Below are 26,758 nucleotides of genomic sequence, written 5' to 3' on the forward strand. Positions count from 1 at the left end.
CTCATCCAAAAGGATTGGCCTCATTTTTTTCGATCGCAAACTGAAATGGTTCTTCCGCTGTATATCGTCCGTTCGTATACGTTCGCTCAATAAACTGCACGCGGTCATTGCGGTCAATCGTCAGCACCGTAGAAGAGCGTGTGCCATACTGCTCACTGTTAATAAACATCGAAGACAGCAAGCGTTCCCACTGTAAAGAAACACCGGTTTGCGGAAGTTCTTCATCCGCCGCTTGTTCCTCAGATTGTAAGGAAGCAAATAAACAATCTGTTTCAACGATCATTTTATTACGTACACACGCCTCTAAACTCTGTTTTCCTCGCTCCGTTTTTGGCCACGATGTGTTTAAAAAAGCGTTACTTAAGCTGTGGGTACCTCGCGTAACCTGAGTGACTTCATCTTGCCGATTATTATAGTACCATAGCGAATCAGCCGTTCCGACGATCACATTAAAGCTCGGATAGTTCTCCTTATCCTCACTTAACCGCTGCAAAAATACCTCCTCCTCCATTCGTCCAGTTAAAAACGAACGAACAATGTCTCCCCGCGACCACTTCCCTTCCGTTGATTCTGTCGGATCACGGAAATTGGTTAATGCGGCAAACCTCCCGGATGTCGTCACACCAAGCCATGTGCCCATTTTTTCTAAGTCTCGCCCCGCTAATATTTGAGGCTCATCTTCCCAAAAATGAGCTCGCTTTGTCGGACGTGCGAAAAATTCATCACGGTTAGCAGCAACGATTAATTTATAATTCGGATGCTGTTGAAACTGAAAATTAATTAAACACATATCATCATCCCCTAAAATAACTCGAATTTTATCAAAAACATAAAGGAATTTCGGTGATTATAGCGAATAAACAACGAATAAAAGGTAGGTGCTGCTAAGATGAACAAATTTGTGATGCCTGAAGTTATTTTTGGCAATGGCGCGATTCATCAAGCCGGAGAATGCTGCTCTCGTCTAGGCGCAAAAAAAGTGTTAATCGTCGCTGATGAAGGCGTTATTCAAGCCGGATGGCTAGAAATTGTCATTAAAAGCTGTGTTGATGCTGGTTTGAGCTATGCATGTTATCAAGATATTACCATTAATCCGAAAGACTTTGAAGCAGAAAAAGGAGCAAATGTTTATATACACAATGAATGTGACGCCCTTATTGGCGTCGGTGGCGGAAGCGTCATTGATGTCGCCAAAGCCGTAGCCATCTTAGTTTCAAATGGAGGGACTATTTCCGATTATGAAGGAGTCGACCGCATCGAACTTCCCCTTCCCCCGCTTGTGATGGTTCCAACAACTGCTGGGTCTGGGTCGGAAGTATCTCAATTTTCCGTGATCGTTGATTCAGAAAAAGAAAAAAAGATGACGATCGTTTCTAAATCACTAGTGCCGGATATCGCCTTGATCGACCCTGAAACATTAACAACGAAAAATGCCAAATTAACGGCTTCTACTGGACTTGATGTGTTGACACACGCGATGGAATCATTCGTTAGTTTAGCGGCGACGCCATTGACCGATGTGCAAGCAAAAAATGCGATGATCCTTGTCGCTCAGTATTTACGTCCTTCCGTTGCGTCTCAATACAATAAAGAAGCGAAGGAAAAAATGGCGATGGCTAGCTTGCAGGCGGGGCTCGCTTTTTCCAATGCTATTTTAGGAGCAGTACATGCCATGTCCCATGCGATTGGCGGGAAATACCCGATGCTGCATGGCGATGTGAATTCCGTCTTACTCCCATATGTGATGGAATTTAACTTCCTGGCTGCTCCAAAAAAATTTATGGAAATCGCTCAGTTATTAGGTGAAGACATCCGGGGATTGTCAGCTGAAGAGGCAGGAAGAAAAGCGATTGCTCATGTGAAACGGCTCTCTTTAGATATTGGCGCTCCTCAACGTTTATCAGATATGGGATTTGAAGAATCAGCTATCGAAACGATGGCGAAGGTGGCTTTACAGGATGCTTGTATGATTACGAACCCTCGGGATATTGATGCGAAACAAGTCGAGGAATTGTTAAAAAAAGGGTTTTAGGGAGGACACCTTGAACATGAACAGAAAAGAAATGATCGACTTACTGACGGGCGTTCAGTCCTCGAAAAAAAGCTATTATACCGAACTGAAAAAAACGGTCAATGAACTACAAAAGAAGAATATGCAGCTTGAGATCATTAACGATGTGACGAAGAGCTTTAATATCGATATGTCGATGGATGAGATGTTAAAGCATATTATGGATAAACTGCAAACGATCTTTCCTATCAAACGAGTCAGTCTGTCATTGTATAACGGCAATGACTTAGTGTTATCTAATGTGTATCCTGCTGATTCTGTCGTACTATCCCCCGATAGCATTTTACCAAAAAGCGACTCGCTGTATTGGTTAGCCCTAAAAAGCGGTCAACCTTGCTATTACGAAATAGACAACAGAAACGGTACTTATTTTGAAGAAGAAGCCTTGTCTTTATTACAGGTCGCTGGCGTTTGGGTATTCCCTTTAATTAGCAAAGGACATATTATTGGCGTGTTAACTTTAGGAGGAAAAGAAAAAAGATGGAATGACTCATCCGATCAAGGGTTTTTCGAACAGCTTTCTGACCAAATCGCAGTTTGTATTGAAAATGCTAGGCTTTACAACGAAGTACTTAGTAGTCATCAACAATGGGAAGAAACGTTCCGAGCCGTATCAGACGTCATTTTTGTTGTTGATTTAACGGGGCGAATTTTACAGTACAATCAATCGGCTAAGCAATTCTTTCAAGAAACATCGTTCAAGCAGCACTCGATTGAAGAGCTACTGTTCCCTTTCACAGACAGCAATTTTTTTAAACAATGCATAGAAAGTGGTGCTCCCGTCGACGGCGAGTTCACTTTACATGAAAAGATCATGGCATGCTCCTGCTTTCCCATTTTCAATGATTCTGGCTCCCTTTACGCTGTGATTATTTACTTGAAAGATTTCACCGAAAAACGTCGCTTTGAAGCACAATTGCTTCATTCAGGAAAATTAGCCGCTCTTGGCGAGATGGCCGCTGGAGTGGCTCACGAATTAAACAATCCGCTAACCGCTATTTTAGGCAATGCTCAGCTGCTGTTACGAAAGCAATCGGAAAATGATCGAACGTATCACCTGTTGACAGATATTCATCAATGCGGGATTCGCTGTCGAAATATTATTCGCAGCTTGCTCACCTTCTCTAGGCAAGATGAACTGCTGTTTGAACAATGCTCGGTAAATGAAGCGGTGGAACAAGCATTAAGCCTTGTCGGCAATCAAATTAGAAAAGAAAATATTTGGATTCAAACAAGACTACAACAAAAGTTGCCATTCATTGAAGGAAGTGTGCAGCAAATTGGACAAATTATCTTAAACCTTTTACTTAATGCGAAAGATGCATTCTCAGAAATAGAAAGCGAAAAAAGAATTCTCATTGAAACGAAGTTAACAGAACATGAAGGAAAACAGTGGATCTCATTGATGGTCAAGGATAACGGCTGCGGCATCAATCCGACGCAAATGACCGAGATATTCAATCCTTTTTTCACAACGAAATCAGCGGTTCATGGTACAGGCCTTGGCTTATCTGTCAGCCTCGGCATTGCAGAAGCTCATGGTGGAACATTGACGGTCACGAGTGAACTTGGGATTGGCAGTCGTTTTCAACTATTGCTTCCATGTACATAATCCCTTCTCATCTTTAGAAAAGCAGGTGAAACGATGGCACAGATTTTAATTATTGATGACGAAATAGAAGTAGGTCGCTTTCTCACTCATTTGTTCGAGGACAAAGGGCATGAAGTCACCCATGGAGTGAGCGGCAAACAATTTGATCAATTGATCATCGAGCGACGTTTTGATCTAGCCTTTATTGATGTTCGTTTGCCCGACCGAAATGGGTTAGATATTTTACGTACATTAAAGACGGCTCAGCCTCATTGTCAGTCTGTCATTATGACCGGATATAGCACCGTCAAAATGGCGGTCGAAGCGATTCAAATTGGAGCGAGTGATTTTATTGAGAAGCCATTTGAGGAGATTGAGGATATTGAGCGGCTAACCGAGCAATTAATCAACACTCAGCTTCCCTCCTCTCATCAAGATGCCCTATATATCGCGAACGAGCTAAACTGCTTTGTTGGAAATAATCCACAAATGAGACAGCTATTTATGCTCGCTTATAAATTCGCCCAGAAAAACATGACCGTACTCATTCAAGGAGAAACAGGCACCGGGAAAGAAGTGCTTGCTCATTTTATCCATGAGGCGAGCAAACGAGCGAAGGAACACTTTGTTGGCATTAACTGTGGCGCCATTTCCGAGCATTTATTAGAAAGCGAATTGTTTGGACATACGAAAGGTGCCTTTACAGGAGCGTTAAAAGATCGGAAAGGTTATTTTGAGCTCTCCTCCAAAGGAACGTTATTTCTTGATGAAATTGGTGAGGCCTCCTCTTCCGTCCAAGTAAAGTTATTGCGTGTATTAGAAACAGGTGAGTATATGAAAGTCGGAAGCGAAGTGACCGAGCGGACGCACACTCGTTTAATTGCCGCCACACATGTCGATTTACATGAAGCGGTTCAAGAAAAAAGATTCCGGGAAGACTTGCTCTATCGGCTAGACGTCATTAAATTGACGATTCCTCCACTAAGAGAAAGGATCGACGACCTCCCTAAGTTTATTGATTTTTATTTCACACAAGCGAAAGTTCCCTTCCGCTTTTCCGAAGAAGCAATGGCCATCCTTTGTGACTATGACTGGCCGGGAAATATTTGAGAGCTTGTAAATGTTCTCAAACGAACGATCGCCTTAGCAGATGAAGAAATGACGATCATTCCACCAGAACTGCTTCCGGAAAAATTGCTTTGCCGCCCAGTAGCTGCTTCTACTTCTATCCCACTGCCTACACCAAGCTTTGAAAGCTATGTGCAAACATGGCAGCAACAGCTATTAGACGCTTGGAACAGCCCGCAAGAAACAAAACTTGATGAAATCCAGCAGAAAATCAAACAGTTGGAAAGCGAAGCTATGAAAGCCTTTATTACGAAATCACTAAAAGACACACTCGGCAATCGAAAAGAAGCGGCGAAACGACTAGGGATCAGTACGAGGCAGTTGAGGTATTTGTTGAATGAGCGGAAGAAGTAGGCGGAGCATTCCGAAACTATGTTTTTTTACAGTATTATTGAGCTAGCAGAAAAACAATAATGAATCCTGCCCATTATTGTTTTTCTGCACGGTTTCTTAGCTCATTAATTAGTTCTTGAGCCACTACTCGCAAACGCTTCCCTGTATTTTCAACGCCCATTTGCTTTAACTCTTTCGTTGAAGATCCAGCTTTTTTCGCTTCATCGATTAACATAATGGGATGACCATTTATATCTTCCTTAATTTGATTCAGCGATCGCAAGCCTAAATGTCTAATCTTCACAACTTGAACAGAGGGATTCAATGCTCCTTCATTAGCTAATGTGAAAACGGCTGTCACTGCACGCTGGCCAGAGCAAATGATCGCCGTTTTCACATCTTTAATTTCTTCGGATAAGCGGCGAAGATTTTCTGCTGAAAGAACTTCTTTCACCGTTGCTTCCGTTCTTCCACTAAGTGCTTTGTATTCAACATGACTCCAAGCATTCGTGATTGTAATATCATTTCTTGTCCAGTTGATGGCTTGTCCGTATTCTTGATTTAAAATGGACAGCAAGCGCTCCAGATTCTTTCCTGTTCGTCCAGCAGCAGGCCTTCCTTCCATTTCTTCAATAGCTCCTGGACAAGAAAAGACAAAGGCGATATCGTCTTGTTTTCCTTTTTCATAATGGTACATGGCGAAATTCTCCGATCTTTATTTCGATGGTGTTGTTTTATCTTTCTCTTTTGGAGCACTTTTTAATAACCACCACCACAAAGCACGTTAACAAGTGACGAAGATGGAAAATACATTTTTGAAAGTGATTGAGTCATATACTTCATTAATATTTTTTCATTCATTTGATATTTATTTTTTTTCCATGACTGCAAAATAATTCCCTTCACTATCTGCGAAGTTAAATACTCTACCAGAAGGCATATTTACAATTTCTCCGACTGTAACATTTTTATTTGATAAATCGTTATATAATTTATCGAGATTTTTTGAGAAGAACATTAAAGAAGGTGTACCAACATTTAGTTCAGGTTCCATTTTAGAAATTAACTCCTTATTATGGAGTATTATACTTGTTTCAACATCATTTGTTGGAGCGATTTCAATCCATCTCATTCCTTGACCGTTATCTTCTTCAGAAATTATACTAAACCCTACTTTTTCAGTCCAAAAATTAACTGCCTCATCTTGATCATTTACATACAACATAATTTGACCGACTATATGAATCATTTATTTCACTCCTTTATATTTTGTATTTAAATTATATCACTTTAAAACTGTCGCAAAAACACTAAACACACGGGGTGTTCAGTATGCTTCCAATACATTGAGTTCTTCTATAATTCCAAGAGGATACAGTAACACTTGATTATCATACGCCTAATGTCAGACCTTAGCCTTAGTTTGTACTAATGTTTTTAGTCGAGCATCATATTAATTGCTTATTCAACTAATAAAAGAGGTAAAAGTACCATAGGAAATTACATAATAATTGTCGAAATAAGCAAAAGGATTGATTAGGTCATATTAGTTGGAGGAGATTTTATGCTGAGTAAAGAAGTGTTATCTCAAAAATTTACGACTTTTGGCGAATATGAATGTAGAGGCTCTAGCGAATTGTACGAATTTTTAGCATTAGAAATTGCACAAGATGATGAACTATTAGAGCTGTGCACGAACGCACGTAATGAACAACCTGTTCCAAACCTACTTTTTGGTGCAGTACAGTACCTCCTGTTCAAAGGAAATGAACACAAATTAAAAGCATTCTACTCTAGTATAGTAGTTGAAGCTAAACCACCTAATGATTCGTTTGAATACTTTAAGGAATTTTGCTTAATAAACAAGAAGGAAATTCTACATCTGTTACAAACAAAACTTGTTCAAACAAACGAGGTACGAAGATGTGCTTACCTTTACCCCACTTTTAGTTTTATTTATGAGAAAACGAAAAAGCCATTGGCACTTATCGAAATTGGAACTAGTGCAGGATTACAATTGTTATGGGATAAGTATGCCTATTCATATAACACAGATAAAATTGTTGGAAACAAACATTCAAGACTGCATATAACATCAGAGCTAAAAGGTGACATAACACCATTTCTACTCTCAACACCACCACCAGTATCAACAAGAGTAGGAGTTGATTTAAATACAGTTAATGTAACAGATGAGGAAGAAAATTTATGGCTGAAATCGTTAATATGGCCTGAACATAAAGAAAGACTGATCATGTTCGAAAAAGCTGCTAGTTATATTAATGAATATCCAATTCAATTGGTTGAAGGAGATGGAGTGTCTTTATTAACAGAGTTTGTTGAAAACACACCAAAGGATCATACAGTTTGTATTTTTCATACCCATGTTGCAAACCAAATGCCACTAGAAATCAAACAATTACTCTTACACCATGTAGAGTCAATAGGATTGAAACGAGATGTTTTTCATATTTACAATAATATTCAAGATAGAAATTTACATCTGGATTACTATTTAAATGGGGTTGAACATAAGCAAACCATCGCTGAAACAGACGGTCACGGTAGATGGTTTAAATGGTTGGTTCCATGGAATGCAAATTGAAACAATGAACGGATCGATGGCTTTAACTACATTTTATGATTATCAAGATAAGATTTGTAAAGACGTGATGAAAGGAATGAATTCTAAATTGAATCAATCAAATGAACAAAGTAGATTTGATTGATTCACAGAAAATGTGGTTGAGGTGTCAGGGCCATCTGCTCCAGCAGGCGCTGAAAAACTATATATCAGGAAGTCTATTTTCATACAAAATGAAGAAAACAAACCCCAGAATGCCGTAAAATGAACATTCTGGGGTTTAAATTTGAATACTTATTAGTCGACATAGGGCTTTTTAGACAATCCCCTTAAGATCAACGAATAATTCTAATGACAAATGGAATTCGATATCTTTTTCCTTCATAAGCTCGAATAGCCGCAATGATTGTGAAAACTAGTACGAGTATACCTAATATCCATAGAAACAAGGCACCAATTAAGATAATCACTAAAATAGAGCTGATGAAGGCATAAATTCCGTATGAAATAAGAAAGTTAAAATATTCTTTCCCATGGTAGTCCACAAATGATGACTGGTCTTTTTTAATCAACCAAATCACTAACGGACCAATAAAAACTGTAAATAAGCTCGATACATAAATCGCTGCTGCCAAAAGTCTTTCATCATTAGATGGCATTTTCAATCCTTCCACTTTCATCCTCTCCAATCACTAATAAATAATAAAATAATTTCACCTACTATTATTATGTACGTATGAGAGAGGATAATGTTTCAGATTATTTTACTAATCTTTTTCTGTTAAAATTTCTCTGGATAAAAAGCCTTAGCTAGCGTTTCAATGGCGGTTGGCCCTCTAACACCTTCCGCTCCCGCCGATAATGGCAAAGTGACGAAACGTTCGTTTTTAATGGCTTCGACGTCCTGTAATGCCGGTTGGTTTAATAAAAATTCTTTTTTCTGCTCGACCGTTGTATCACCGTAATCAATGATCGCAATGATTTCTGGGTTGCGGTTGACCACTTCTTCCCAAGAAGCGGTTGCCCACCCCTTTTCAATATCGTTAAAAATATTTGAGCCCCCGGCTAATGTAATCAGCTCATTTAAGAAGTTTTGCCCAGCTGTCATCGGTTCTTTTTCTCCGCCATCATAAACGAATACGCTAATAGGGTCTTCCACGTCTTTCACCTTTTCATGAACGGCAGTCATTCCTTCTTTCATGTTTTGAACTAACGTTTCCGCTCGATCTTCTACTCTAAAGATGCGTCCGATGTTTAAAATGTCTGTAAATACATCGGCCATCGTTGGACCTGACATACTCGAAGATTGTTGTGAATAAGATTTCACGCCGAATTGTTCAAGCTGTTCTACTGTTCCTAACGCCTTGTCTGTAAAGGCGCTTTGCCAGCCAGCATACGCAAAATCTGGTTCTACCCCTAAAAATACTTCTTGGCTCGGGTATTGATCAGATAGCACTTTGATTTTCTCATAAGCTTCTTTATACTCTGGCAAAATTTCGTCATCTAAATAGGCCGTGCCTACCATTGAATCTTCTAAACCGAGAGCAAGCATAATTTCTGTTGTGTGTTGATTTAACGTGACAGCTCGTTTAGGTGCTTCTTCAAAGGTCAGCGTTCGATCCATATTTTCAATCGTAACTGGCCCGGTTACTTCGGTATTCTTATCAGCTGGTTTCTCTGTTGGTAATGCGGATTGGTTACATGCTGTTGTGATTAATAACAATAAAGCGACCATACTCGCAAATATACTTTGTTTTAACTTTTTCATTTTTTTCTCCTTTTATTCTTATTTTTTAGCAATAATCGTCCAATATTCAACGGGAGCTGCATGTTTTTCTTCGATTAGCCCGCTGAATGGATATCCTCCATTGCTCCACACACTCTCTTTAAACTCGTGAACCTCTTCTTGTAAGCTTTCATTTGTTTTTAATAAAGGATAAGATGATTGCCACCCTTGTATATGATGAGATTGATAGTTATTCACCATCTTCACCACCTTAAATCCTTGGCTCTCTAATAAAAGCGCCGCTTCTTTAGGGAGCATGAGACTTAGCTCACGGTCCACTCGATATCGCTCTTTGCTTTGGCCTTGAACAAACTTTTCAAAGGTGGCTTCATAGCGGTAAATTTGCCTCGTCAAAGAGGTTTCTCCTTGAATGTCTACATGTATTTCTTGCTGATTCATTAATTTTTTTCGGTGACGAAACGTCCATTCTTTGCTTACGGGCGGTAAAATAATGTCTATAGCTATCATTCCATCTTGCCTTAAATGGGTATGTATTTTTTGTAAAATAGCCACTTGTTCACTCATGACAGTAAAATGCTGGAGTACACCATCAGGCAAAATAATATGTGAAAAGGGTTGATTAAGCTCTAGCTGCTGAACGTCCATTTGGATTAATTCAAGTAAATCGGGCTGATGTTTCAGAAACGCTTTCGCTTTTTTATTAGCGACCTTTAACATGTCACCACTATGATCGATGCCTGTTACGGGTATCCCTTTTCGGCAAAGTTCTACGGCAATTCGCCCTGTACCAACCCCTATTTCTAACACTTGTTGCTGAGGATCACCGTTTGCAAGGAAGTCGCAATAAAAGGAGACTCCTGACTTCCCTGCAAATTGATCATAATAATCTGCTTCCATGTTTTCATAAACAGCAGTTGGCTCTTTCAAATGCCTTTCTCCTTGCAGCCCGCATCTATTACACAAGCTGCCAGCCAACTCATATAAGGATGTCCCTTTAGGAACGCCATTTTTTGTATCTCCCGCCCATTCATCGTAAATAAATCCGCATACTTGACATGTGGTGATGGACATTAAATCACCTCTCTTTCCGACTGCTGGATCATCCCTTCCGATAAATAAGTAATATGGATTTTGTTCGTCAAAGGATGGACGATAATATCGGCTTCCACTCGAAAAACTTCCTTGAGCATGTCCGTTGTCAGCACTTCAGCTGGTGTACCCGATATAATCATTTCGCCGTTGTCAATGACATAGATACGATCGCAATAAGCCGCCGCTAAATTTAAATCATGTAAAGCGGCGAAGACCGTCATGTTCAGCTTGCGAACAAGGTCTAGTAGTTGGAGCTGATGATGAATGTCTAAATGATTCGTCGGTTCGTCTAATACTAGCACTTGTGCTTCTTGAGCGAGGGCACGGGCGATCATCACTCTTTGCTTCTCTCCACCTGATAAGGAGGAGAACGGTGTATGGATGAAATCCGTCATTCCCACCTTTTGAAGACAATGATCCATCACTTGATGATCCTTTTTTGAATCCGCTTCCAGAAACTTTTTATGTGGAGAGCGCCCCATCGAGACAATTTCAGCTACGGTAAAATCAAATAACGACGGTGTTTCTTGACTAACGACCGCTAATTTTTGGGCCACATTGCGCGAGGAAAGCTTGAAAATATTTTCGTCATCTAATGTGATCATTCCCGCATCAGGCTTGAGCACGCGATAGATGTTTTTCAAAAGGGTTGATTTGCCACTTCCGTTCGGTCCTATGAGACCAACAAACTCTCCTGAAGCAATATCCGCATGAACGTTTTTCAACAATGGTTTCTTTTCAATACTTGAGCTTATATTTTGTACAGAGATGTTCACCCTACTTCTCCCCTCCAAAAGCGTAATGGCTTCTTCTTAGCATCCATAGAAAGAATGGTCCACCGCAAAGTGCTGTCACAATCCCAATCGGCATTTCTTCTGGAGCAATCACTTGTTTGGCAACTATATCTGCCCACACGAGGAAGATCGCTCCGATTAAAGCGCTAATCGGTAACACTTTTTGATGATCCGATCCGACCATTAAACGAACAATGTGAGGCACCATTAGGCCAAGAAAGCCGATGGAACCGCATACAGATACGAGCACGCCTGTCATTAAAGCAGTAGTGACAATCAGAACTTTTCTAAACGTTTCAACATTCACTCCTAACGTGACCGCTGCCTCTTCCCCCATTAACAAAATGTTCAACGCCCGATATTGAGACCATAAAAATAGAAACCCTAAACATATGACAAGGGCGGGAATAGGAATATACTCCCACTTAGCACCTGCCAGGCTCCCCATCATCCAAAACATCGCATCTCTTATTCCTTCTTCTTTCGGTGCTGATATCACAATAAAGCTGGTAATAGCAGAAAGCACCATGGAAATAGCGATCCCCGCTAATAATAATCTCACTGTTGAAATCTTTCCGCCCACTTGAGCTAGAAAATACACAAGAATAATAGAAAGCAAGGAGCCGATAAAGGCAGCCGTGATTAGCGCATACTGTCCGAATATGGAAAAGGCCCCAAATATAATCACTAACGTAGCACCAACTGATGCGCCAGAAGATACACCTAATATGTACGGATCGGCTAATGAGTTGCGAACAAGCGCTTGAACGGATGTTCCGTTGATCGCTAAGCCAGCTCCAGCAATGACAGCTAATATCACTCTCGGAAACCTTAAATTCCAAACAATATTTTCTTGAGCGGCTGACCAGTCTTTTGTGATCACATGCTCAAGAGAAAAGGCTTTTGACAGAGCAATCTTCCATACAGTCAGCGGATGAATCGATACAGGCCCTACCATAATCGCGATCGTAATAGAAACAACAAGAACGCTAATTAAAAAAAAGATAAAAAAAGACAGCTTATAATTGACGCTCGATTTCTTTCTTTTTTCGATGGAAATTGTTTGTACTTGCTCGATTGGTAACTCCCCCTTCACATCAATGTCATATGTTTTTCTGACAAATAAAAAGAGCATTTAAACCCGTCGAGTTTAAATGCTCACAAAAAAGATTGTCTATGCATAAAACTAGCACAACGATCATACTTTCCGTCAACACCCCCTATATCCCGTAGGTTATTTCGTATTTACTAAACGGGCAGGTCTCCTGACTCATCTTCTACACTCCCTGAGCCTTCCCGTTATTCACAGTGGCATGTTTCAGGTCGCTCTGACTTACAGTGGCGGGAACCGTGCCGGACTTTCACCGAACTTCCCTTTTAAGCTATACATATTTTCGAGTAAATATAGCACCTGTCTAATAATAAATATGAACTTTTCTAAATATTACTACATTAAAGCTAAAAATGTCTACCATTATCAAAATAGTGGAAAGTTTAATATTTTGTCGCACTTAGTTCTTTCAAGTCAAAACCCCCTGCAGAGAACTTCTCCACAAGGGGGTGATATTACTGATTCAATTCTGCTCGTTCTTCTTCGGTAAAAACACGTGATCTAGTAAGAAAACGCTTACCTTCTCGTCCTTCTAATGAAAACATTCCACCTTGACCATCAACAACATCGATGATTAGCTGGGTATGCTTCCAATAGTCAAATTGAGCGGCATTCATGTAAAAAGGACAACCACCAATTTCCCCTAATAAGACATCGCTTCGGCCAGTTAAAAAATCTCCTTCTGGATAGCACATCGGCGAGCTGCCATCACAGCACCCACCGGACTGATGAAACATTAAAGGCCCATGTCTTTCCTTTAACTTCTCAATTAATTGTAAGGCTGCTGCTGTTGCGGTTACGCGTTCAACGATTGAAAATCCCTCCTTCTATTTAGAAGAATCCAAGAGCATCCTCGCTATAGCTGACGAGCAAGTTTTTCGTTTGTTGGTAGTGAGACAGCATCATTAAGTGATTTTCGCGTCCGATTCCTGACATTTTGTAACCACCGAACGCCGCATGAGCTGGGTACGCATGATAACAGTTCGTCCACACACGTCCGGCTTGAATACCGCGCCCCATTTCATAAGCAAGATTCATATTTCTTGACCAAACACCGGCACCAAGTCCATATAACGTATCATTGGCGATTTGCAGTGCTTCTTTTTCATCTTTAAACGTAGTGACAGACACGACAGGGCCAAAAATTTCTTCTTGGAAAATACGCATACTGTTATCTCCTTTAAAGACGGTTGGCTTCATGTAGTAGCCGTTTTCAAAACCGGCGAATTGATTGCGCTCGCCACCTGTTAAGCAAGCGGCTCCTTCTTGTTTACCGATATCAACATAGGAAAGAATTTTCTCCATTTGTTCATTAGAAGCTTGAGCCCCCATCATCGTTTCCGTATCTAGTGGATTGCCTGTTTTGATTTGCTTCACGCGTTCTAATGCTCGCTCCATAAATTGATCATAGATCGATTCTTGAATGAGCGCTCGTGATGGACATGTACATACTTCCCCTTGATTTAAAGCAAATAGAACAAATCCTTCAACCGCTTTATTTAAGTACGCATCATCTTGAGCCATGACATCTTCAAAGAAAACATTCGGTGATTTACCACCAAGCTCAAGTGTGACAGGAATAATATTTTGTGATGCATATTGCATAATTAAGCGGCCCGTCGTTGTTTCTCCAGTGAACGCAACTTTCGCAATTCGTGGGCTAGTGGCTAGTGGCTTACCGCATTCTAAGCCGAAGCCGTTGACAATATTCACGACTCCTGGAGGTAAAATATCACCAATCAGCTCCATTAATACTAGAATCGAGGCAGGTGTTTGCTCGGCTGGTTTAAGTACAACACAGTTTCCGGCTGCTAAAGCAGGAGCCAGCTTCCAAACTGCCATCAAGAGCGGGAAGTTCCATGGAATGATTTGACCGACAACTCCAAGCGGCTCTTGGAAATGGTAGGCGACTGTTTTTTCATCAATTTGACTTAAAGACCCTTCTTGAGCTCGAATTGCTCCGGCAAAATAACGGAAGTGATCAATCGCTAGCGGCAGATCCGCATTTAAAGTTTCACGAACTGCTTTGCCGTTATCCCATGTTTCAGCGACGGCAAGCATTTCTAAGTTCTCTTCCATACGATCAGCGATTTTGTTTAAGATAATCGCGCGCTCTGTTGGAGAAGTTTTTCCCCATGCTTCTTTCGCCGCATGAGCAGCGTCTAAAGCTCTTTCAACATCTTCTTCTTGAGAACGAGCGACTTCACAGAACGCCCCTCCCGTAACAGGTGTGACGTTGGAGAAATATTCCCCATTGACTGGAGGTGTCCATTCGCCATTAATCCAGTTGTCATATCTCTTCTTAAAGCTTACCTTCGCATCAGCTTGTCCTGGTTGAGCATAAATCATATGATTACCTCCCCTGTTCGTTCATACACTACACACATTTCGATCAAGCGGTTACAAAACTACATAGTTAGCACGATTCGACCATTAATTTTTCCTTGTTCCATTTGGTCAAATACGTCATTGATCGCATCTAATGGAGCCGATTCAATAATCGCACGAACTTTTCCGCGAGCAGCGAAATCGAGTGCTTCTTGCATATCTTTTCTCGTTCCAACAATTGAACCTTTCACAGCTACACCATTTAACACCGTATCAAAGATTGGAATCGGAAGTTCATCATTCGGTAAGCCAACAACGACTAAGCTACCGCCACGCTTTACGGATTGATAGGCTTGTTCGAACGCTTTTTTCGTCACCGCTACACTGATCGCTGCTTGTACACCGCCAACCGCTTTTTGAATCGCTTCTACCGGGTCCGTTTCCATACCGTTCACTGTATAATCTGCACCTAGCTTAGTTGCTAATTCTAGTTTTTCCTTTTGAATATCGACTGCTACGACGTTGAATCCCATCGCTTTAGCATATTGAAGAGCAATATGTCCAAGACCACCAATTCCATAAATCGCGACCCAATCTCCAGGCTTGGCTTCCGATACTTTTAATGCTTTATATGTCGTCACTCCGGCACAAAGGATAGGGGCAACTTCAACTGGATCTAATCCATCAGGAATTTTTGCCACGTAAGCAGCTGGCGCTTTACAATATTCTGCATAGCCACCGTCAACAGAGTAACCACCGTTTAATTGATCAGGACAAAGCGTTTCTCTACCACTTAAACAATATTCACAATCACCACAAGCAGAATATAACCATGGAATTCCCACTCGATCTCCAACTTTAACCGACTGAACATCACTCGCTACTTCTTCAATAATCCCAACACCTTCATGGCCAGGAATTAATGGTAGCTTCGGTTTGACCGGCCAATCACCGTGAGCCGCATGTAAATCAGTATGACAAACGCCACATGCTTCTATTTTCACGAGAACCTCTCCCGCATTTAATGTTGGTTTCGGTACCTCTTTCACCTCTAATTGTTGATTGAACTCATTGACAACAGCTGCTTTCATGTTTCATTCCTCCTTAATAGTAGTCATTCTCTATATGCAAGGAGTGTGCCAACGAAAAAAAAGCGTGAAATATTCAAAATATAATATTTTTTCTTAATATAACGCCGAAAAATCGGCTAACACATCCATTTTTTCGGCAAAATAGGACTATTTTTTGGCTTTGTGACATAAAACGTAATTATTACGATTTAATTATTAATCTATTTATTTTTGAATGATATGTCAAGATGTTTTGAATATAATTCATTCACTATATTGGGTGTATAGCTTCGCTCGCTTTTTTGCATACTAACATCGTTATTTAAAGAAAGGAGCGATTACATGAAAAAGATTATTTTGCTAACGATTTTAGCTTTTTCCCTAGTCTTCCCAAGTCTGTCGCACGCCCAAAGTAATTACCAATCGTATACGGTAAAGCCAGGTGACAGCATGTGGCGCATCTCCGTAAAGTTCCAGATTGGTTTACAAGAGATTATTAACGCGAACCCACAAGTGAAAACGCCTAGTTTAATTTATCCAAATCAAGTACTGAAAATACCGCGCTTAACAGGTGTGAAAAATTTCGAACAAGAGGTCATCCGATTAACGAACGCCGAACGGCAGAAGAACGGTCTAGCGCCATTGACAACCGATTGGGAACTATCTCGCGTTGCCCGTTACAAATCAGCAGATATGGCGAACAAAGGCTACTTCTCCCATACGAGTCCGACATACGGTTCGCCGTTTGATATGATGAAAAAATTCGGGATTAGCTACCGATCAGCCGGAGAGAATATCGCTGCCGGGCAACGAACCCCGCAAGCCGTTGTTAATGCGTGGATGAATAGTTCCGGTCATCGAGCGAACATCCTCAGCAAAGATTTTACACATATCGGCGTCGGCTATCATAAAGGTGGCAGCCAAGGAATTTACTGGACCCAAATGTTTATCCGCAAATAATGATGACAAAAAAAACGACGAGCCCCTACTACGTTATAGGTTCTCGTCGTTTCTTTCATGACGATTCACGAATGCCCGCCTGCCTCGCAAGATGAATCCGATCTTGATAATAATGAAAAGCGGCAATAGAGAAAATCAACCAAGCCGCTCCAATCGTAAAGCCGCCAATAACATCACTCGGGTAATGGACGCCTAAGTAAATTCGCGTGAGTCCGATGAGAAGAATGAGACCAAAAGCGGCCACTGTTCCCACTACTTTAGCCCAACGATGACGTAGCAGTTCAAATAATAAAAATGCGATCGCTCCGTAAAAAATAAACGAGCCCATTGAATGCCCGCTCGGAAAGCTGTATCCACCTTGCTCGATCAAGCGTAAAATCTCTGGTCGTTGCCGCCTAAATGCCTCTTTTAACAAACTGTTAAACGCTCCACCTAACGCCACCGTTAATATGAAAAATAAGGCGTAGCTAAATCTTCTTTTCACGAAAAGAATCGCCGCCACCAAAACCGTTCCTACTGTCATCCAAGAAACAGAGCCTAGGTCGGTAATGAAGATCATCTTTCTCGTTCGTTCCTCATTGATCCACGACTGCACCTCGTGAATAATCGCTAAATCAAACGCTTCAACTTTATCGGCTTTTAACGCAGCAACAATTTCGATAAACCCCCATGTAAAAAAAGCTAATAAAGCAAGCAGTAGCGCATAATACATCGTCGTTCGCTGTTTCTCTTGTTGATTCAAGCGCACTTCTCCTTCCTAATTCAAACATGAAAAAGAGGCTTACGGCCCCTCTTTCCATTAAATAATTCCTTTTTCACTTAACAGCCCCTTCACTGACTGTCCAAGCTTTTCATATTGAGCTTGCTCGTTGCGATCGCGCTTCTCTCCAATCGTAAAAGCTGTTGGATTGTTCACATCGACTGTGACATCGACATCATAAAGGTAAGTCGCATTGCCGATTAAATCGATATAAAATTCATCTCCGCCTTTTGGATGAGCGACACAGCGAACTTGCCCGCCGTTATTATAGACGTCAATCGGTTCGTCAAATTGATTAAAGCCTAATAAACAAGTCACTAAACTAGAAGCTGACATCGCTGTTCCGCATGCATTCGTGAATCCAACCCCACGCTCAAACGTACGAACATAAATTTGACCTTCTTCCATAAAATGAACAAAGCTAACATTGACCCCATCCGGACAAATCTCATTCGGACCATTCAATTTTTCACTTATTGTTTTTTGAACGTCAGAAGCTAGCTCCTCTCGATCGACCATCGCAATCAAATGTGGATTCGGCACAGCTGCTGCAGAAAACGGAATCGAATCAGATAATTCATGCACATATTCATTTAATAACGTCGTCTTCCCTTCTACCTTCATCGGTAAATGCTCCAATTCAAACAGCACAGGCGAAATTTCCACTCGATACGTCGGCACATTCTCATACAGCTCTTCTTCACGATTCACCCGCAAATCCGCCTTCATCGTCTCAACAACAATTTCATCTTTCCCAAGCAACTCACACACGTAACGGCCTAAACAACGAAGCCCATTACCGCACATCGACGCTTCCGACCCATCCGCATTAAAAATCCGCATCTTCGCGTCGGCATGATCGCTCTCCATCACAAACAAAATCCCGTCCGCTCCAAGACTTGACGATCGATCACATAACGCCAGTGACAACTCTCTTCTCTCTTCCTCTGTAAAAGAATACCCATATGTCCACTCATTTATTAATAAAAAATCGTTGCTTGACCCGTGACATTTCGTTACTTTAATCTCCATTTTTCTCTCTCTCCTTCGTTTGGCAAAAACTTTTTTATAGCATACCAAATGTAGAGGGTGATGGTCTATGAAAGAGATCAAATGTGACAAAAAAAAGTGGCGGAGTTTCCCCCACCACTTTCTACTTATATATAATGCAGCACGAAATTAAGAAAGAACAAGATCGCAATAACATACAATAGCCACGACACTTCTTTTCCTTTACCGGTGATGACTTTCAACAACGGATATAAGATGAATCCGATCGCCATACCGTCAGCGATGCTATACGTAAACGGAATCATCACGATAATGAAAATCGCCGGGAAGGCTTCGGTTAATTCCGCCAAGTCCAAATGACGAATATTTTGCACCATCAACCCGCCAATAATGATGAGGACAGGAGCAATCGCCATATCCGGAATCCATTTCATATAAGGAATCGCTAAGATCGACAATAGAAATAGAACTCCCGTCGTCAAAGGTGTCAAGCCTGTTCGACCTCCAGCAGCAATCGCCGCTGATGTCTCCACTGTCGCTACGGTTGGGCTCGTCCCGAATAAACCTGAAGTGAACGTAGAAGCGGCTGTCGCTTGAAGGCCGCGCTTGAACTTTTCAGGATGACCAGCAAATTCGTTATGTCCGTGCACAAGGCCGATGTTTTCAAACACAAGCACCATCGTTAGTGAAAAGACAGCTGTCCAAAACGGTATTTCCATCCAGCGACTGAATGAAAACGCACCGAATACGTCCTTATAGGTTGTAAAGGAAATAGATGTTTCACCGGCTTCCGGGAGCAAGCCACATACAGCCGTTAACAACGTACCGAACAGAATGCTCCATAAGAAGCCACCTTGTAAGCCTTTAATAAATACGAACAAGGCAAACAGTAACGTCACTAGCGTAATGATGACAGATAAGTCACTCAAATCTCCTAACGCTACGATGGCATTTTCGCCGCGAACGATCAAACCGCCTTTTTCTAACCCAATCAGCATTAAAAACAAGCCCAATCCTACTGAAATGGCTTCCTTTAATGTCGTTGGAATCGCCGCATTTAGCCAGTCCGCCATTTTCGTCAAAGACACAAGCATAAAAATAAGCCCTGATATCACAACTACTCCGAGTGCTTCCTGCCAGCTCAAGCCCATTGACTGAACGAACGTATACGCGAACATCGCATTGATTCCCATGCCCGGCACTAATAAAATCGGTGCATTCGCCCAAAAAGCCATCATCAAACAGCCAAAAAAGGCGCTCAAAATCGTGGCAACGACTGCTCCTTCAAACGGAATCCCCGCCTCCGACAAAATGAGAGAATTGACCGCCACGATATAAATGATCGTGAAAAAACCAATCGCTCCCGCTGTCACCTCTCTTTTGACCGTCGTGCCGTGCTCAACTAATTGAAAAAATCCTCCATTCTTCTTCATCTACATGTACCTCTCGTACAGCGCCCTCTCCCTACCCGCTATTTGCCTGCGCAAACAGCCACAAACTGTATTTTAACAAAGACATTCATGAAGAACAACGACGTTTTCTACCAATACAATTATCAGAAAAATAGTTTTTTTGTAATCTTCCATAGATTGCTATTTTAACAATAAAAAATATGTTAATATATACAGGATAAGTTATTTGTATCACACAAGGTAATCTGTACCATTACATAGCATTAAAACAGGAAAGTGGAGTGAGTTTCATTGAAAGCAAAAGAGAAAAGAAAGAATGGCAATATTCGATTGTTGATGGTGATCACTGGGTTATTATTTATATCTTTTAGCTTAGTAACTTATCAACTCATCCAAAAGAAACAAGCGGTTGCTTTAGCTCACCAAAAAGAGGTTGAGAAAAAAGAGCAAGTTCAAAAAGAGAAAGAAGAGGCGAAGCAAGCAGCAGTGGCCGCTCAGAAAAAGAAGGAAGAAGAGGCGCGAAAGCAATTCCCGCAAATCGCACCAGTTCCTGTCATTCCACCGGAAGAAAAAACCGTCTATTTAACATTTGATGATGGCCCTTTCCCTGTCTCGATGAAGCTACTAGATATTCTTGACCAATATAACGCAAAAGCTACCTTCTTCATGATGGAGCCAAATATTCGCAAGCATCCAGAAGCAGTAAAAGAAATGGTCAAAAGAGGTCATGCAGTCGGGATGCACGGCGTAACACATGATGTGAAACAAGTGTACCGCAACGCTCAAGCCGTTGTGGATGAAATGACAGCCGGTCAACAAGCGATTAAAGAAATTACGGGATATGAAACACATTTAATTCGGACACCTTACGGATCATTCCCTCATATGACACCAGAATATAAACAAAAGTCGAATGAAGCGGGCTTTAAGCTATGGGATTGGACAGTGGATAGTCTCGACTGGAAATTCCGCAGCCCCTCCTACGTCAATCATGTGGTAAACCATTTAAGCCCAGAGAGAGCGCAAGGCAATGGAGAAATCATCTTATTACACGAAAAACCAACAACCGCTCAATCTTTGCCTAATTTGCTAAAGTGCTTACAAGAAAAAGGCTACACGATGCGAGCGTTAAATGAGAATATGAAGCCTTATCAATTACGTCCATAACAAGTTTCACCCACCTATCGAAATCTAGATAAGTGGGTGAGACTTTTTTGCTTTCTATGTAACTATTTGTTTCGAATAGGGAGACATACTATACCATTCATTGACACCTTACATAAGATAATATATGCCAAACGGTTGGCATTTCCCCCTTAAATAATGGATAGATGAAAGGAGAAATGAGCATTGGGAATAAGTGATTTTTGGAAATTTAAGTTTTTTCGCAAAGAAAGTGATATGACCAGGGAACATTGTAATAACCATCCCCCTGATAAAGAAGCGAAAGAATCCTGTTGTGAAAATGAGAAAGAGCACGGTTGTAGCCATCAATCTCACAAAGAGCATTGCAACTGTAAACGCAATACGTGTCGAAAGAATCTTTGCGACAAGAATTTTAGCATTCGATTAGCAGGCTTACAAGATGGACTTAACTTTCGTTTGCGGCAGCTGTTAGGCTGTGAAGTGATGGTTGAACTAGATAATGAGGATCAAGTGAATGGCATCATTTGTCTAGTCGGATCTAACTTCGTTGAAATGTTAGTCAAAGACCCTTCACAACCAACAAGTAAAGAAAAAGAAACTCTCTGCCATATGTGTGACAAAAAGAAACTTCCTAAAAGTCATACATGGATTTTTTCTACCGATAAAATTGCCAATCTTCAAACGACAGATTCTTGTCCTCTTTATTGCACTTGTCATCATTAAGAACGATCTGTTTCTTCATTTGACTGCTCTTTTTTTCAATGTAATCGAGTGAATGATTCGCAAAATATTTGTACAAACTACAAACAAAGTCAGCTCCCCATCGAGCTGACTTTGCTTTTTATCACTTCATTGTAATTAATAAAACTTTATTAATCGGTATGATTTTACACTCTTCTCCAACTTCTAGTACGATCGTGTCTTTATCAACCTCTTTCATAACACCTTCATTCGTTGCTCCTTCGGTTTGAATCTCGATTCGTCTCCCTTCTAAAGTGAACAAATAGATATTTAATCGTATTGTGAAGAATATGTGGAGTAATTGGGGCGAAGATGAAACGATTTGACCGAAATGGAAAGTGAGCTCTCGTCGACAACAAAGTTCGATATCTATTAATTCCGGTTCATGATCAGGCTCTTCCAAACGGTCACAAGACGTAATGAATTGCACCTGCTCATAAGGTAAAATGAATTCTGTTTGTCCATTACAAAGACTGACAAAATCAAACCCAACGATCGCAACCTCTCCTTTGATCCTTTCTCCCGATTGCGTCGTCACCTCGACTTGTATATCTATTAACCCTTCAAACGCTTGTTGAAATATTTCATGGGGTGGTCGATGATCGGATAATGCTAGATCAAGTAAAAATTGATTTGTTTTGCGAATATCATCCGTTACTTGTGCTTGAAGTTTTTTTGGCAAGCAGCTAGATGGAGATGGGAATTGAGGAGAAGGAAAGCGATCTGGACAACACTCTTCAGGAATACAAAAATCATCGATTTGCTCTCTAACTGGTATATGTGTTGGACAACAGAATTTCTCATGTTTTTTTGTCATGTTTTCACCTCCTTTCATTTCAGAATGGTTATGTACAATGAGAAGAAAAGAAGACTCTTTTCTTCTCATGCTCAGTTATTGTTCTAACGGTGGCAAATGTGGCTGTGGCTGAGAATGCACTCTCATAATCCCCCACATGCCTTGCTCAATATCCCATTGAATATTACCGGAACGATACATAAAGTCGCCAGAATAGCCTCCAAACGCTCCCGCACCGCCAAAAAGCTCTAAATTGCGCTTCGCACCAGCCACATTGGAACCGACAAAGGACTCTACTCGCGAGTTAATATCCTTCACATCAAATCGAAAGCGATGTCCATGAAGATGGAAAGTGTGCGATCTTCGTCTTTCGGCTGGTGTGACAAGCCGGATCGTTACTGGATCTCCTACATAGCTTTCAAATAGCGGAGTTGCCGGATCTCCGAAAACAGTTGAATCAAACAGCTTCTGCAGTTCAGGACACTTTCGATAGCGATTAATTAGTCGTTCGCTTCGATAATTAAATCCCCTTGATCCTTCATCATACGTATCCACTTCATCTTCATTCACATCAGGTGGCGGCAATAAAATGCCCGCAATCGGATCGACAATCAACTGATCTTGATCATCTAACAACCTGCCCCCATCATGCATAATCATCACAAACTCTCTAATATTAGGTAAAAATGGGTTACGTAGTATAACATTCGCTCCCGTACATACCGGCGTGATCGTATAAGGATCTAAATACTCTGTTCCTCGAGGTTCAGCAATAAATGCCCCAAAAGCTCCCTGTGATTTATGATTACGGATGTCGGCCATATCCCACATACCACAAGCGCCTACTTGAGAATCTACATACCAACGATACGTTCTCGTTTCCCCTGGTCCAACGGTTTGATCTCCATTAAATCCAACCGTTTCCCCCGCGGAGGTATTGACATCATATTGAAGCAATTGAGGATGTAAAGAAATACGCAAAGACGGTGGATAAAAGGCTTGTTCTTTTACTTTTGGATACGGATAAATGCCATCTTTAAACGGAAACAATTCTAACTTCAACATGCTTGTTAGCGTCACTTCCACCGTCTGACCTACGTTGGCTCGAATAATTAACGGCTCTGGTTTTTTTGTTCCTTTTAGTAAGTCATCCATATCTTTCCTAAGAGCAAAGATAATCCCATGCGGATCATGATCGTCAAAATCGTTGTAAACGATCGGGAGTTGAAAGGCAACAATATCAAAATAGCGGACAGGTCCATCTTCAATAGGGACACTGCTTGGATCTTCCGCTGGCGGTGGTATCGCTTTGCTGCTCGGCTCTGGCAGTGGCTTCGTTCTTTTCAACGGCGCAGGTCTGTCAGATAGGGGAATCAAATCAGGTACACGTTCATCAAATGCACGAATCAGCCCCCAAAGGCCGTTCCACAGATCTTCTTCTGTTTCAAATGCCCATAAATAATCCCCAGCTTTCAGGATATTCGTTTCAAACGTGAATGATTCGGAAATGCCGATATGCTGCTGGTCTTCCAGTTTAGAATTTAAATCCCCTCGTTCCTTTAACCACCTCAATCCGTGGAGGTTAAAACTGTGAGATTCTTCTTGTGCTCCTTGAAGCAATCTAATCCGAATCGGGTCTCCTTCATACGCTTTGAAAATAGGTGTAATAGGATCTCCCTTGACAAAAGAGCTAAAAGTAAACGCTGGATCGCAGTCAGGACCTAAGCGAAATTGTAACGGTTCATTTTTATAATTGACCCCAAACAGACCTGGGTCATCTTGAGAGCCAGAAAACTTCGGCGGATTAAGCGGCTTTCCATCTTTATCAAACAGCAAGGTGAAGTCCTGGACAAATAACGCATAATCACGATAGTCAGGAATTAAAGGATTCTTTGTCGTGATTTCCGTTCCATAATCGACTGTCTCTCCTGTCTTTGAGTCTAAAAATTCTGTAAACCGAGGGTGAATCACCCCTGAAGCGAACACACCGTGCTGCTGATGATTAACCGGAAATAGATGATCATGAAAAAACCATGCTTTTAACTCCACGTCAGCATAATAGGAATAGCGGATCGTTTCATTCGGCAAAATACCCGAATCATAGTTCCAGCCAACATTCGCCCCGTCATTCACCAGCACATCAAATTTGACGAAATGAATATGCATTCCAGCTTCATACGTTCTTGTCACTAGTTGAAATGCATCCCCATCCAATATATGTGGCAAGCGATTCGTAAAATTAATCTCCAAACAAGTGTGGGCAGGGGCATGGATCACGAGTGGCTCCGGTTCTTTTCTCCCTGAACATACATCTTCTAGATCTTCATCAAGGACATAAATTCGTCCTTTCGGATCATGCCAACCTTGTTTGTTGTAAACGAGCGGCAACTCAATTAATGAAATATTAAATTCCTTTACGTTTGCATTATCGATACACGGATCTACAAACACCGCCCCTGGCCTTGGATTCTTAATAGCAGCATGTTTTTCTAATTCGGTCATTCCTCTGCCACCGACAATGCCAAGCGGCGGTCTTGGCGCTTTGCATCCTACTTTTCCTGGAATAAAATTAGGGAATCCTGGTTTTAACTTCGTTGGCTTTGGAGGTGCTACTCTGTCTGGCAATGGCTGCAACGGCTTGATTGAAACGCCGTTTGGATAGCATTGACTGCCATCTTGTAGCGTATCAAATATCCGATTCATTCCCCACATCCCCGCCATAAAATGAGGATACAGATGGCAATGAATAACGGCATCGCCCATGGCACCTTGTAAACTTCCTAACCCGTAGAGCGGTTCAATGTCATAGTGGGATTGGGGACTGATCGCTTGTGAATCAAAAATGTCCGAGTCGAGATTTTTCGGATCACTGAACCATTGATGAACATGATAGTGAAAGACATGCGTTTCTTTCACTCCTCCATGAACGAGTCGAATTCTCGCTGGATCACCCACATAGCCTCTCAAAATCGGTGTGGACGGATCTCCATAGACCCATGAATCATGATGGACCTCTTCTCCTTCACAATCCGGGCAAACCACTCCTTCTTCAATAAGCTGTTGCCGGCGATTCATCGGTTCATAACGATAATTGATTCCATGAAAGGATTCTTCTTCTTGATTAGTAAAATGATTAATGGGTCGGTTACCTGTTAAATCATCGACTTCCATTTCATCATGAAAGATCCACGCATATTCACGGAAAGATGGCAACAGCGGATGATGAATATCTGCAAATACACCGCTATTCATTTCTTCACCCGTTTCCGGATGCGTCCACCAGGAAAATCGTTTTTCTACAAATAAAGCACCGAATAGTCCATTAGAATTCGAACCATTCTCACCGCTAGATGGATTGCCTAAATCTGAAAAATGGTAAATCCCTTCTTTCACCGCAAAGATGTGATACGAAATCGAATCCCCTGGTGCGACGGTCGTGTCTTTATTGAAACCGACCTTCGCTCCATCTGATTGACAGACATCATACTCTGCTTCCTGAAAATGCATGCCCGTATGAAAGGGTAACTTGTTTTCAAATAAAATCTCCACTTCCTCGCCTTCATTCGCTCGAATCACTAACGGTTCTACAAGCTCAACAGGTGAGAATGGATTTTTTTTCACTAATGCTTTTACTTTCTCTTCATTTTCTTTTAACACATACATCATCGCATTAGGATTGTGATCGCCAAAAGTGTTTAAGACCATCCTGATTGGGATGGCAACCACATGGTAACATCTCTTCATGGAGTCTCCTCTTTTCCCTCAATCTTTTAAATCAGGTATTTTGGGGCCTTGCTCTGTTTCAATATAAAAAGTCTCGATCGAATGGATATGCACAAGCCATTCTTTATCTTCTAATGCTGGAATGGATGTCGTTTTGACTTTCAATACCGCCACATCATCAATGACATCTTTAATCTTTCCAATAAACATAAATGGAAATGCTTCCATTAATAGAAAGACTTTTTTTCCAATATTCGCTTGGAAATAATTCACTAAGCCTTCATCATGAATATCATTGATCAATAAGCCTTTTACGTTGTTCGTCTTCTTGTTATTCTTCACCTATATGACCTCCTTTGA

The 26,758-nt window shown here is 41.2% G+C and carries 26 protein-coding genes and 1 riboswitch; of the genes, 9 read left to right on the top strand and 17 right to left on the bottom strand.

All coding sequences use genetic code 11. The features are described 5' to 3' along the window. Position 1: 1 nt before the first annotated feature. On the bottom strand, positions 2 to 790 hold the full coding sequence (locus ACSVDJ_RS09345; protein ID WP_439168257.1) for an NRDE family protein: 789 nt from the start codon (positions 788 to 790) through the stop codon (positions 2 to 4). Positions 791 to 889: 99 nt separating this feature from the next. Here ACSVDJ_RS09345 and ACSVDJ_RS09350 point away from each other — a divergent pair, with 99 nt between their 5' ends. Genes ACSVDJ_RS09350 through ACSVDJ_RS09365 form a run of 4 tightly spaced genes read left to right on the top strand, consistent with a single transcriptional unit; the run spans position 890 to position 5,144 of the window. After that, the gene (locus tag ACSVDJ_RS09350) at positions 890 to 2,032 is read left to right on the top strand and encodes an iron-containing alcohol dehydrogenase (protein WP_439168259.1); all 1,143 of its coding nucleotides are present in this window, start codon (positions 890 to 892) and stop codon (positions 2,030 to 2,032) included. A 16-nt stretch (positions 2,033 to 2,048) separates the two neighbouring features. Continuing rightward, positions 2,049 to 3,683, top strand: coding sequence for a sensor histidine kinase (locus ACSVDJ_RS09355; RefSeq protein WP_439168261.1), 1,635 nt, complete (start codon positions 2,049 to 2,051; stop codon positions 3,681 to 3,683). Between the two features lie 33 nt (positions 3,684 to 3,716). After that, on the top strand, positions 3,717 to 4,772 hold the full coding sequence (locus ACSVDJ_RS09360) for a sigma-54-dependent transcriptional regulator (RefSeq protein ID WP_439168263.1): 1,056 nt from the start codon (positions 3,717 to 3,719) through the stop codon (positions 4,770 to 4,772). 48 nt (positions 4,773 to 4,820) lie between these two features. After that, positions 4,821 to 5,144 carry a helix-turn-helix domain-containing protein gene (locus ACSVDJ_RS09365; protein ID WP_439168265.1) on the top strand — a complete coding sequence of 108 codons (324 nt, stop codon included), beginning with the start codon at positions 4,821 to 4,823 and terminating at the stop codon, positions 5,142 to 5,144. Between the two features lie 73 nt (positions 5,145 to 5,217). Here ACSVDJ_RS09365 and ACSVDJ_RS09370 read toward each other — a convergent pair whose 3' ends face one another. Both ACSVDJ_RS09370 and ACSVDJ_RS09375 read right to left on the bottom strand, forming a co-directional pair. After that, positions 5,218 to 5,820, bottom strand: coding sequence for a uracil-DNA glycosylase family protein (locus ACSVDJ_RS09370; protein WP_439168267.1), 603 nt, complete (start codon positions 5,818 to 5,820; stop codon positions 5,218 to 5,220). A 171-nt stretch (positions 5,821 to 5,991) separates the two neighbouring features. After that, positions 5,992 to 6,372 carry a VOC family protein gene (locus ACSVDJ_RS09375; protein ID WP_439168268.1) on the bottom strand — a complete coding sequence of 127 codons (381 nt, stop codon included), beginning with the start codon at positions 6,370 to 6,372 and terminating at the stop codon, positions 5,992 to 5,994. Between the two features lie 315 nt (positions 6,373 to 6,687). Here ACSVDJ_RS09375 and ACSVDJ_RS09380 point away from each other — a divergent pair, with 315 nt between their 5' ends. Next, entirely contained in the window at positions 6,688 to 7,728 is a 1,041-nt protein-coding gene (locus ACSVDJ_RS09380) for a DUF2332 domain-containing protein (RefSeq protein ID WP_439168270.1), read from the top strand. Beyond that, positions 7,718 to 7,852: a hypothetical protein gene (locus ACSVDJ_RS09385; RefSeq protein WP_439168272.1), complete on the top strand. Its 135-nt coding sequence runs from the start codon at positions 7,718 to 7,720 to the stop codon at positions 7,850 to 7,852. Before ACSVDJ_RS09380 ends, ACSVDJ_RS09385 begins: the two co-directional genes overlap by 11 nt. 190 nt (positions 7,853 to 8,042) lie before the next feature. Here ACSVDJ_RS09385 and ACSVDJ_RS09390 read toward each other — a convergent pair whose 3' ends face one another. The 8 genes from ACSVDJ_RS09390 to adhP all read right to left on the bottom strand — a co-directional run bounded on the left by ACSVDJ_RS09390 (position 8,043) and on the right by adhP (position 15,870). Next, complete coding sequence (locus ACSVDJ_RS09390) at positions 8,043 to 8,381, bottom strand: DUF4870 domain-containing protein (protein ID WP_439168274.1); 339 nt, start codon at positions 8,379 to 8,381, stop codon at positions 8,043 to 8,045. 107 nt (positions 8,382 to 8,488) lie between these two features. Further along, positions 8,489 to 9,475 (bottom strand): ABC transporter substrate-binding protein, encoded by a 987-nt coding sequence (locus tag ACSVDJ_RS09395; RefSeq protein WP_439168276.1) that lies wholly within the window; start codon positions 9,473 to 9,475, stop codon positions 8,489 to 8,491. 18 nt (positions 9,476 to 9,493) lie between these two features. Next, the gene (locus ACSVDJ_RS09400; protein ID WP_439168278.1) at positions 9,494 to 10,525 is read right to left on the bottom strand and encodes a methyltransferase domain-containing protein; all 1,032 of its coding nucleotides are present in this window, start codon (positions 10,523 to 10,525) and stop codon (positions 9,494 to 9,496) included. Further along, positions 10,525 to 11,322: an ABC transporter ATP-binding protein gene (locus tag ACSVDJ_RS09405; RefSeq protein WP_439168280.1), complete on the bottom strand. Its 798-nt coding sequence runs from the start codon at positions 11,320 to 11,322 to the stop codon at positions 10,525 to 10,527. Before ACSVDJ_RS09405 ends, ACSVDJ_RS09400 begins: the two co-directional genes overlap by 1 nt. Position 11,323: 1 nt before the next feature. Further along, complete coding sequence (locus ACSVDJ_RS09410; RefSeq protein WP_518620635.1) at positions 11,324 to 12,358, bottom strand: iron chelate uptake ABC transporter family permease subunit; 1,035 nt, start codon at positions 12,356 to 12,358, stop codon at positions 11,324 to 11,326. 220 nt (positions 12,359 to 12,578) lie between these two features. Next, a riboswitch (cobalamin riboswitch) is annotated at positions 12,579 to 12,770 on the bottom strand. Between the two features lie 136 nt (positions 12,771 to 12,906). Then, positions 12,907 to 13,263, bottom strand: coding sequence for a DUF779 domain-containing protein (locus ACSVDJ_RS09415; RefSeq protein WP_439169062.1), 357 nt, complete (start codon positions 13,261 to 13,263; stop codon positions 12,907 to 12,909). Positions 13,264 to 13,282: 19 nt separating this feature from the next. After that, positions 13,283 to 14,800: an aldehyde dehydrogenase gene (gene adh / locus ACSVDJ_RS09420; protein ID WP_439168283.1), complete on the bottom strand. Its 1,518-nt coding sequence runs from the start codon at positions 14,798 to 14,800 to the stop codon at positions 13,283 to 13,285. Between the two features lie 59 nt (positions 14,801 to 14,859). Then, positions 14,860 to 15,870 (bottom strand): alcohol dehydrogenase AdhP, encoded by a 1,011-nt coding sequence (gene adhP, locus ACSVDJ_RS09425; protein ID WP_439168285.1) that lies wholly within the window; start codon positions 15,868 to 15,870, stop codon positions 14,860 to 14,862. Between the two features lie 321 nt (positions 15,871 to 16,191). Here adhP and ACSVDJ_RS09430 point away from each other — a divergent pair, with 321 nt between their 5' ends. Continuing rightward, positions 16,192 to 16,809: a YkwD family sporulation-associated protein gene (locus tag ACSVDJ_RS09430; RefSeq protein ID WP_439168287.1), complete on the top strand. Its 618-nt coding sequence runs from the start codon at positions 16,192 to 16,194 to the stop codon at positions 16,807 to 16,809. A gap of 55 nt (positions 16,810 to 16,864) precedes the next feature. Here the strand turns inward: ACSVDJ_RS09430 and ACSVDJ_RS09435 are convergent, their stop codons facing one another. The 3 genes from ACSVDJ_RS09435 to ACSVDJ_RS09445 all read right to left on the bottom strand — a co-directional run bounded on the left by ACSVDJ_RS09435 (position 16,865) and on the right by ACSVDJ_RS09445 (position 20,013). After that, a complete protein-coding gene (locus ACSVDJ_RS09435) occupies positions 16,865 to 17,551 on the bottom strand; it encodes a phosphatase PAP2 family protein (RefSeq protein WP_439168289.1) in 687 nt (228 codons plus the stop codon). 57 nt (positions 17,552 to 17,608) lie between these two features. Next, a complete protein-coding gene (dapF, locus tag ACSVDJ_RS09440) occupies positions 17,609 to 18,601 on the bottom strand; it encodes a diaminopimelate epimerase (protein ID WP_439168291.1) in 993 nt (330 codons plus the stop codon). A gap of 125 nt (positions 18,602 to 18,726) precedes the next feature. Then, a complete protein-coding gene (locus ACSVDJ_RS09445) occupies positions 18,727 to 20,013 on the bottom strand; it encodes an NCS2 family permease (protein WP_439168292.1) in 1,287 nt (428 codons plus the stop codon). Between the two features lie 270 nt (positions 20,014 to 20,283). Here ACSVDJ_RS09445 and ACSVDJ_RS09450 point away from each other — a divergent pair, with 270 nt between their 5' ends. Both ACSVDJ_RS09450 and ACSVDJ_RS09455 read left to right on the top strand, forming a co-directional pair. Continuing rightward, complete coding sequence (locus tag ACSVDJ_RS09450) at positions 20,284 to 21,159, top strand: polysaccharide deacetylase family protein (protein WP_439168294.1); 876 nt, start codon at positions 20,284 to 20,286, stop codon at positions 21,157 to 21,159. A gap of 234 nt (positions 21,160 to 21,393) precedes the next feature. Next, positions 21,394 to 21,861, top strand: coding sequence for a hypothetical protein (locus tag ACSVDJ_RS09455; protein WP_439168296.1), 468 nt, complete (start codon positions 21,394 to 21,396; stop codon positions 21,859 to 21,861). A 121-nt stretch (positions 21,862 to 21,982) separates the two neighbouring features. On the opposite strand, the gene ACSVDJ_RS09460 is transcribed toward ACSVDJ_RS09455, so the two are convergent. The 3 genes from ACSVDJ_RS09460 to ACSVDJ_RS09470 all read right to left on the bottom strand — a co-directional run bounded on the left by ACSVDJ_RS09460 (position 21,983) and on the right by ACSVDJ_RS09470 (position 26,740). Then, the gene (locus ACSVDJ_RS09460) at positions 21,983 to 22,696 is read right to left on the bottom strand and encodes a hypothetical protein (protein ID WP_439168298.1); all 714 of its coding nucleotides are present in this window, start codon (positions 22,694 to 22,696) and stop codon (positions 21,983 to 21,985) included. Positions 22,697 to 22,771: 75 nt separating this feature from the next. Continuing rightward, a complete protein-coding gene (locus ACSVDJ_RS09465) occupies positions 22,772 to 26,419 on the bottom strand; it encodes a copper oxidase (RefSeq protein WP_439168300.1) in 3,648 nt (1,215 codons plus the stop codon). An 18-nt stretch (positions 26,420 to 26,437) separates the two neighbouring features. Then, positions 26,438 to 26,740 (bottom strand): hypothetical protein, encoded by a 303-nt coding sequence (locus ACSVDJ_RS09470; protein ID WP_439168302.1) that lies wholly within the window; start codon positions 26,738 to 26,740, stop codon positions 26,438 to 26,440. Positions 26,741 to 26,758: the final 18 nt, after the last annotated feature.

Origin of the sequence: Bacillus sp. Hm123, from assembly GCF_051842975.2 — a bacterium.
Taxonomy (GTDB): Bacteria; Bacillota; Bacilli; order Bacillales; family Domibacillaceae; genus Bacillus_CE.

What these genes read in the sequence shown, in the direction of transcription:
- ACSVDJ_RS09365 (WP_439168265.1), top strand. Translation starts at nt 4,821, where the DNA reads ATGACGATCATTCCACCAGAACTGCTTCCGGAAAAATTGCTTTGCCGC.
- dapF (WP_439168291.1), bottom strand. Translation starts at nt 18,601, where the DNA reads ATGGAGATTAAAGTAACGAAATGTCACGGGTCAAGCAACGATTTTTTA.
- ACSVDJ_RS09460 (WP_439168298.1), bottom strand. Translation starts at nt 22,696, where the DNA reads ATGACAAAAAAACATGAGAAATTCTGTTGTCCAACACATATACCAGTT.
- ACSVDJ_RS09455 (WP_439168296.1), top strand. Translation starts at nt 21,394, where the DNA reads ATGACCAGGGAACATTGTAATAACCATCCCCCTGATAAAGAAGCGAAA.
- ACSVDJ_RS09370 (WP_439168267.1), bottom strand. Translation starts at nt 5,820, where the DNA reads ATGTACCATTATGAAAAAGGAAAACAAGACGATATCGCCTTTGTCTTT.
- ACSVDJ_RS09350 (WP_439168259.1), top strand. Translation starts at nt 890, where the DNA reads ATGAACAAATTTGTGATGCCTGAAGTTATTTTTGGCAATGGCGCGATT.
- ACSVDJ_RS09465 (WP_439168300.1), bottom strand. Translation starts at nt 26,419, where the DNA reads ATGAAGAGATGTTACCATGTGGTTGCCATCCCAATCAGGATGGTCTTA.
- ACSVDJ_RS09355 (WP_439168261.1), top strand. Translation starts at nt 2,049, where the DNA reads ATGAACAGAAAAGAAATGATCGACTTACTGACGGGCGTTCAGTCCTCG.
- ACSVDJ_RS09400 (WP_439168278.1), bottom strand. Translation starts at nt 10,525, where the DNA reads ATGTCCATCACCACATGTCAAGTATGCGGATTTATTTACGATGAATGG.
- ACSVDJ_RS09430 (WP_439168287.1), top strand. Translation starts at nt 16,192, where the DNA reads ATGAAAAAGATTATTTTGCTAACGATTTTAGCTTTTTCCCTAGTCTTC.
- ACSVDJ_RS09345 (WP_439168257.1), bottom strand. Translation starts at nt 790, where the DNA reads ATGTGTTTAATTAATTTTCAGTTTCAACAGCATCCGAATTATAAATTA.
- ACSVDJ_RS09445 (WP_439168292.1), bottom strand. Translation starts at nt 20,013, where the DNA reads ATGAAGAAGAATGGAGGATTTTTTCAATTAGTTGAGCACGGCACGACG.
- ACSVDJ_RS09375 (WP_439168268.1), bottom strand. Translation starts at nt 6,372, where the DNA reads ATGATTCATATAGTCGGTCAAATTATGTTGTATGTAAATGATCAAGAT.
- adh (WP_439168283.1), bottom strand. Translation starts at nt 14,800, where the DNA reads ATGATTTATGCTCAACCAGGACAAGCTGATGCGAAGGTAAGCTTTAAG.
- ACSVDJ_RS09380 (WP_439168270.1), top strand. Translation starts at nt 6,688, where the DNA reads ATGCTGAGTAAAGAAGTGTTATCTCAAAAATTTACGACTTTTGGCGAA.
- ACSVDJ_RS09395 (WP_439168276.1), bottom strand. Translation starts at nt 9,475, where the DNA reads ATGAAAAAGTTAAAACAAAGTATATTTGCGAGTATGGTCGCTTTATTG.
- ACSVDJ_RS09360 (WP_439168263.1), top strand. Translation starts at nt 3,717, where the DNA reads ATGGCACAGATTTTAATTATTGATGACGAAATAGAAGTAGGTCGCTTT.
- ACSVDJ_RS09385 (WP_439168272.1), top strand. Translation starts at nt 7,718, where the DNA reads ATGCAAATTGAAACAATGAACGGATCGATGGCTTTAACTACATTTTAT.
- adhP (WP_439168285.1), bottom strand. Translation starts at nt 15,870, where the DNA reads ATGAAAGCAGCTGTTGTCAATGAGTTCAATCAACAATTAGAGGTGAAA.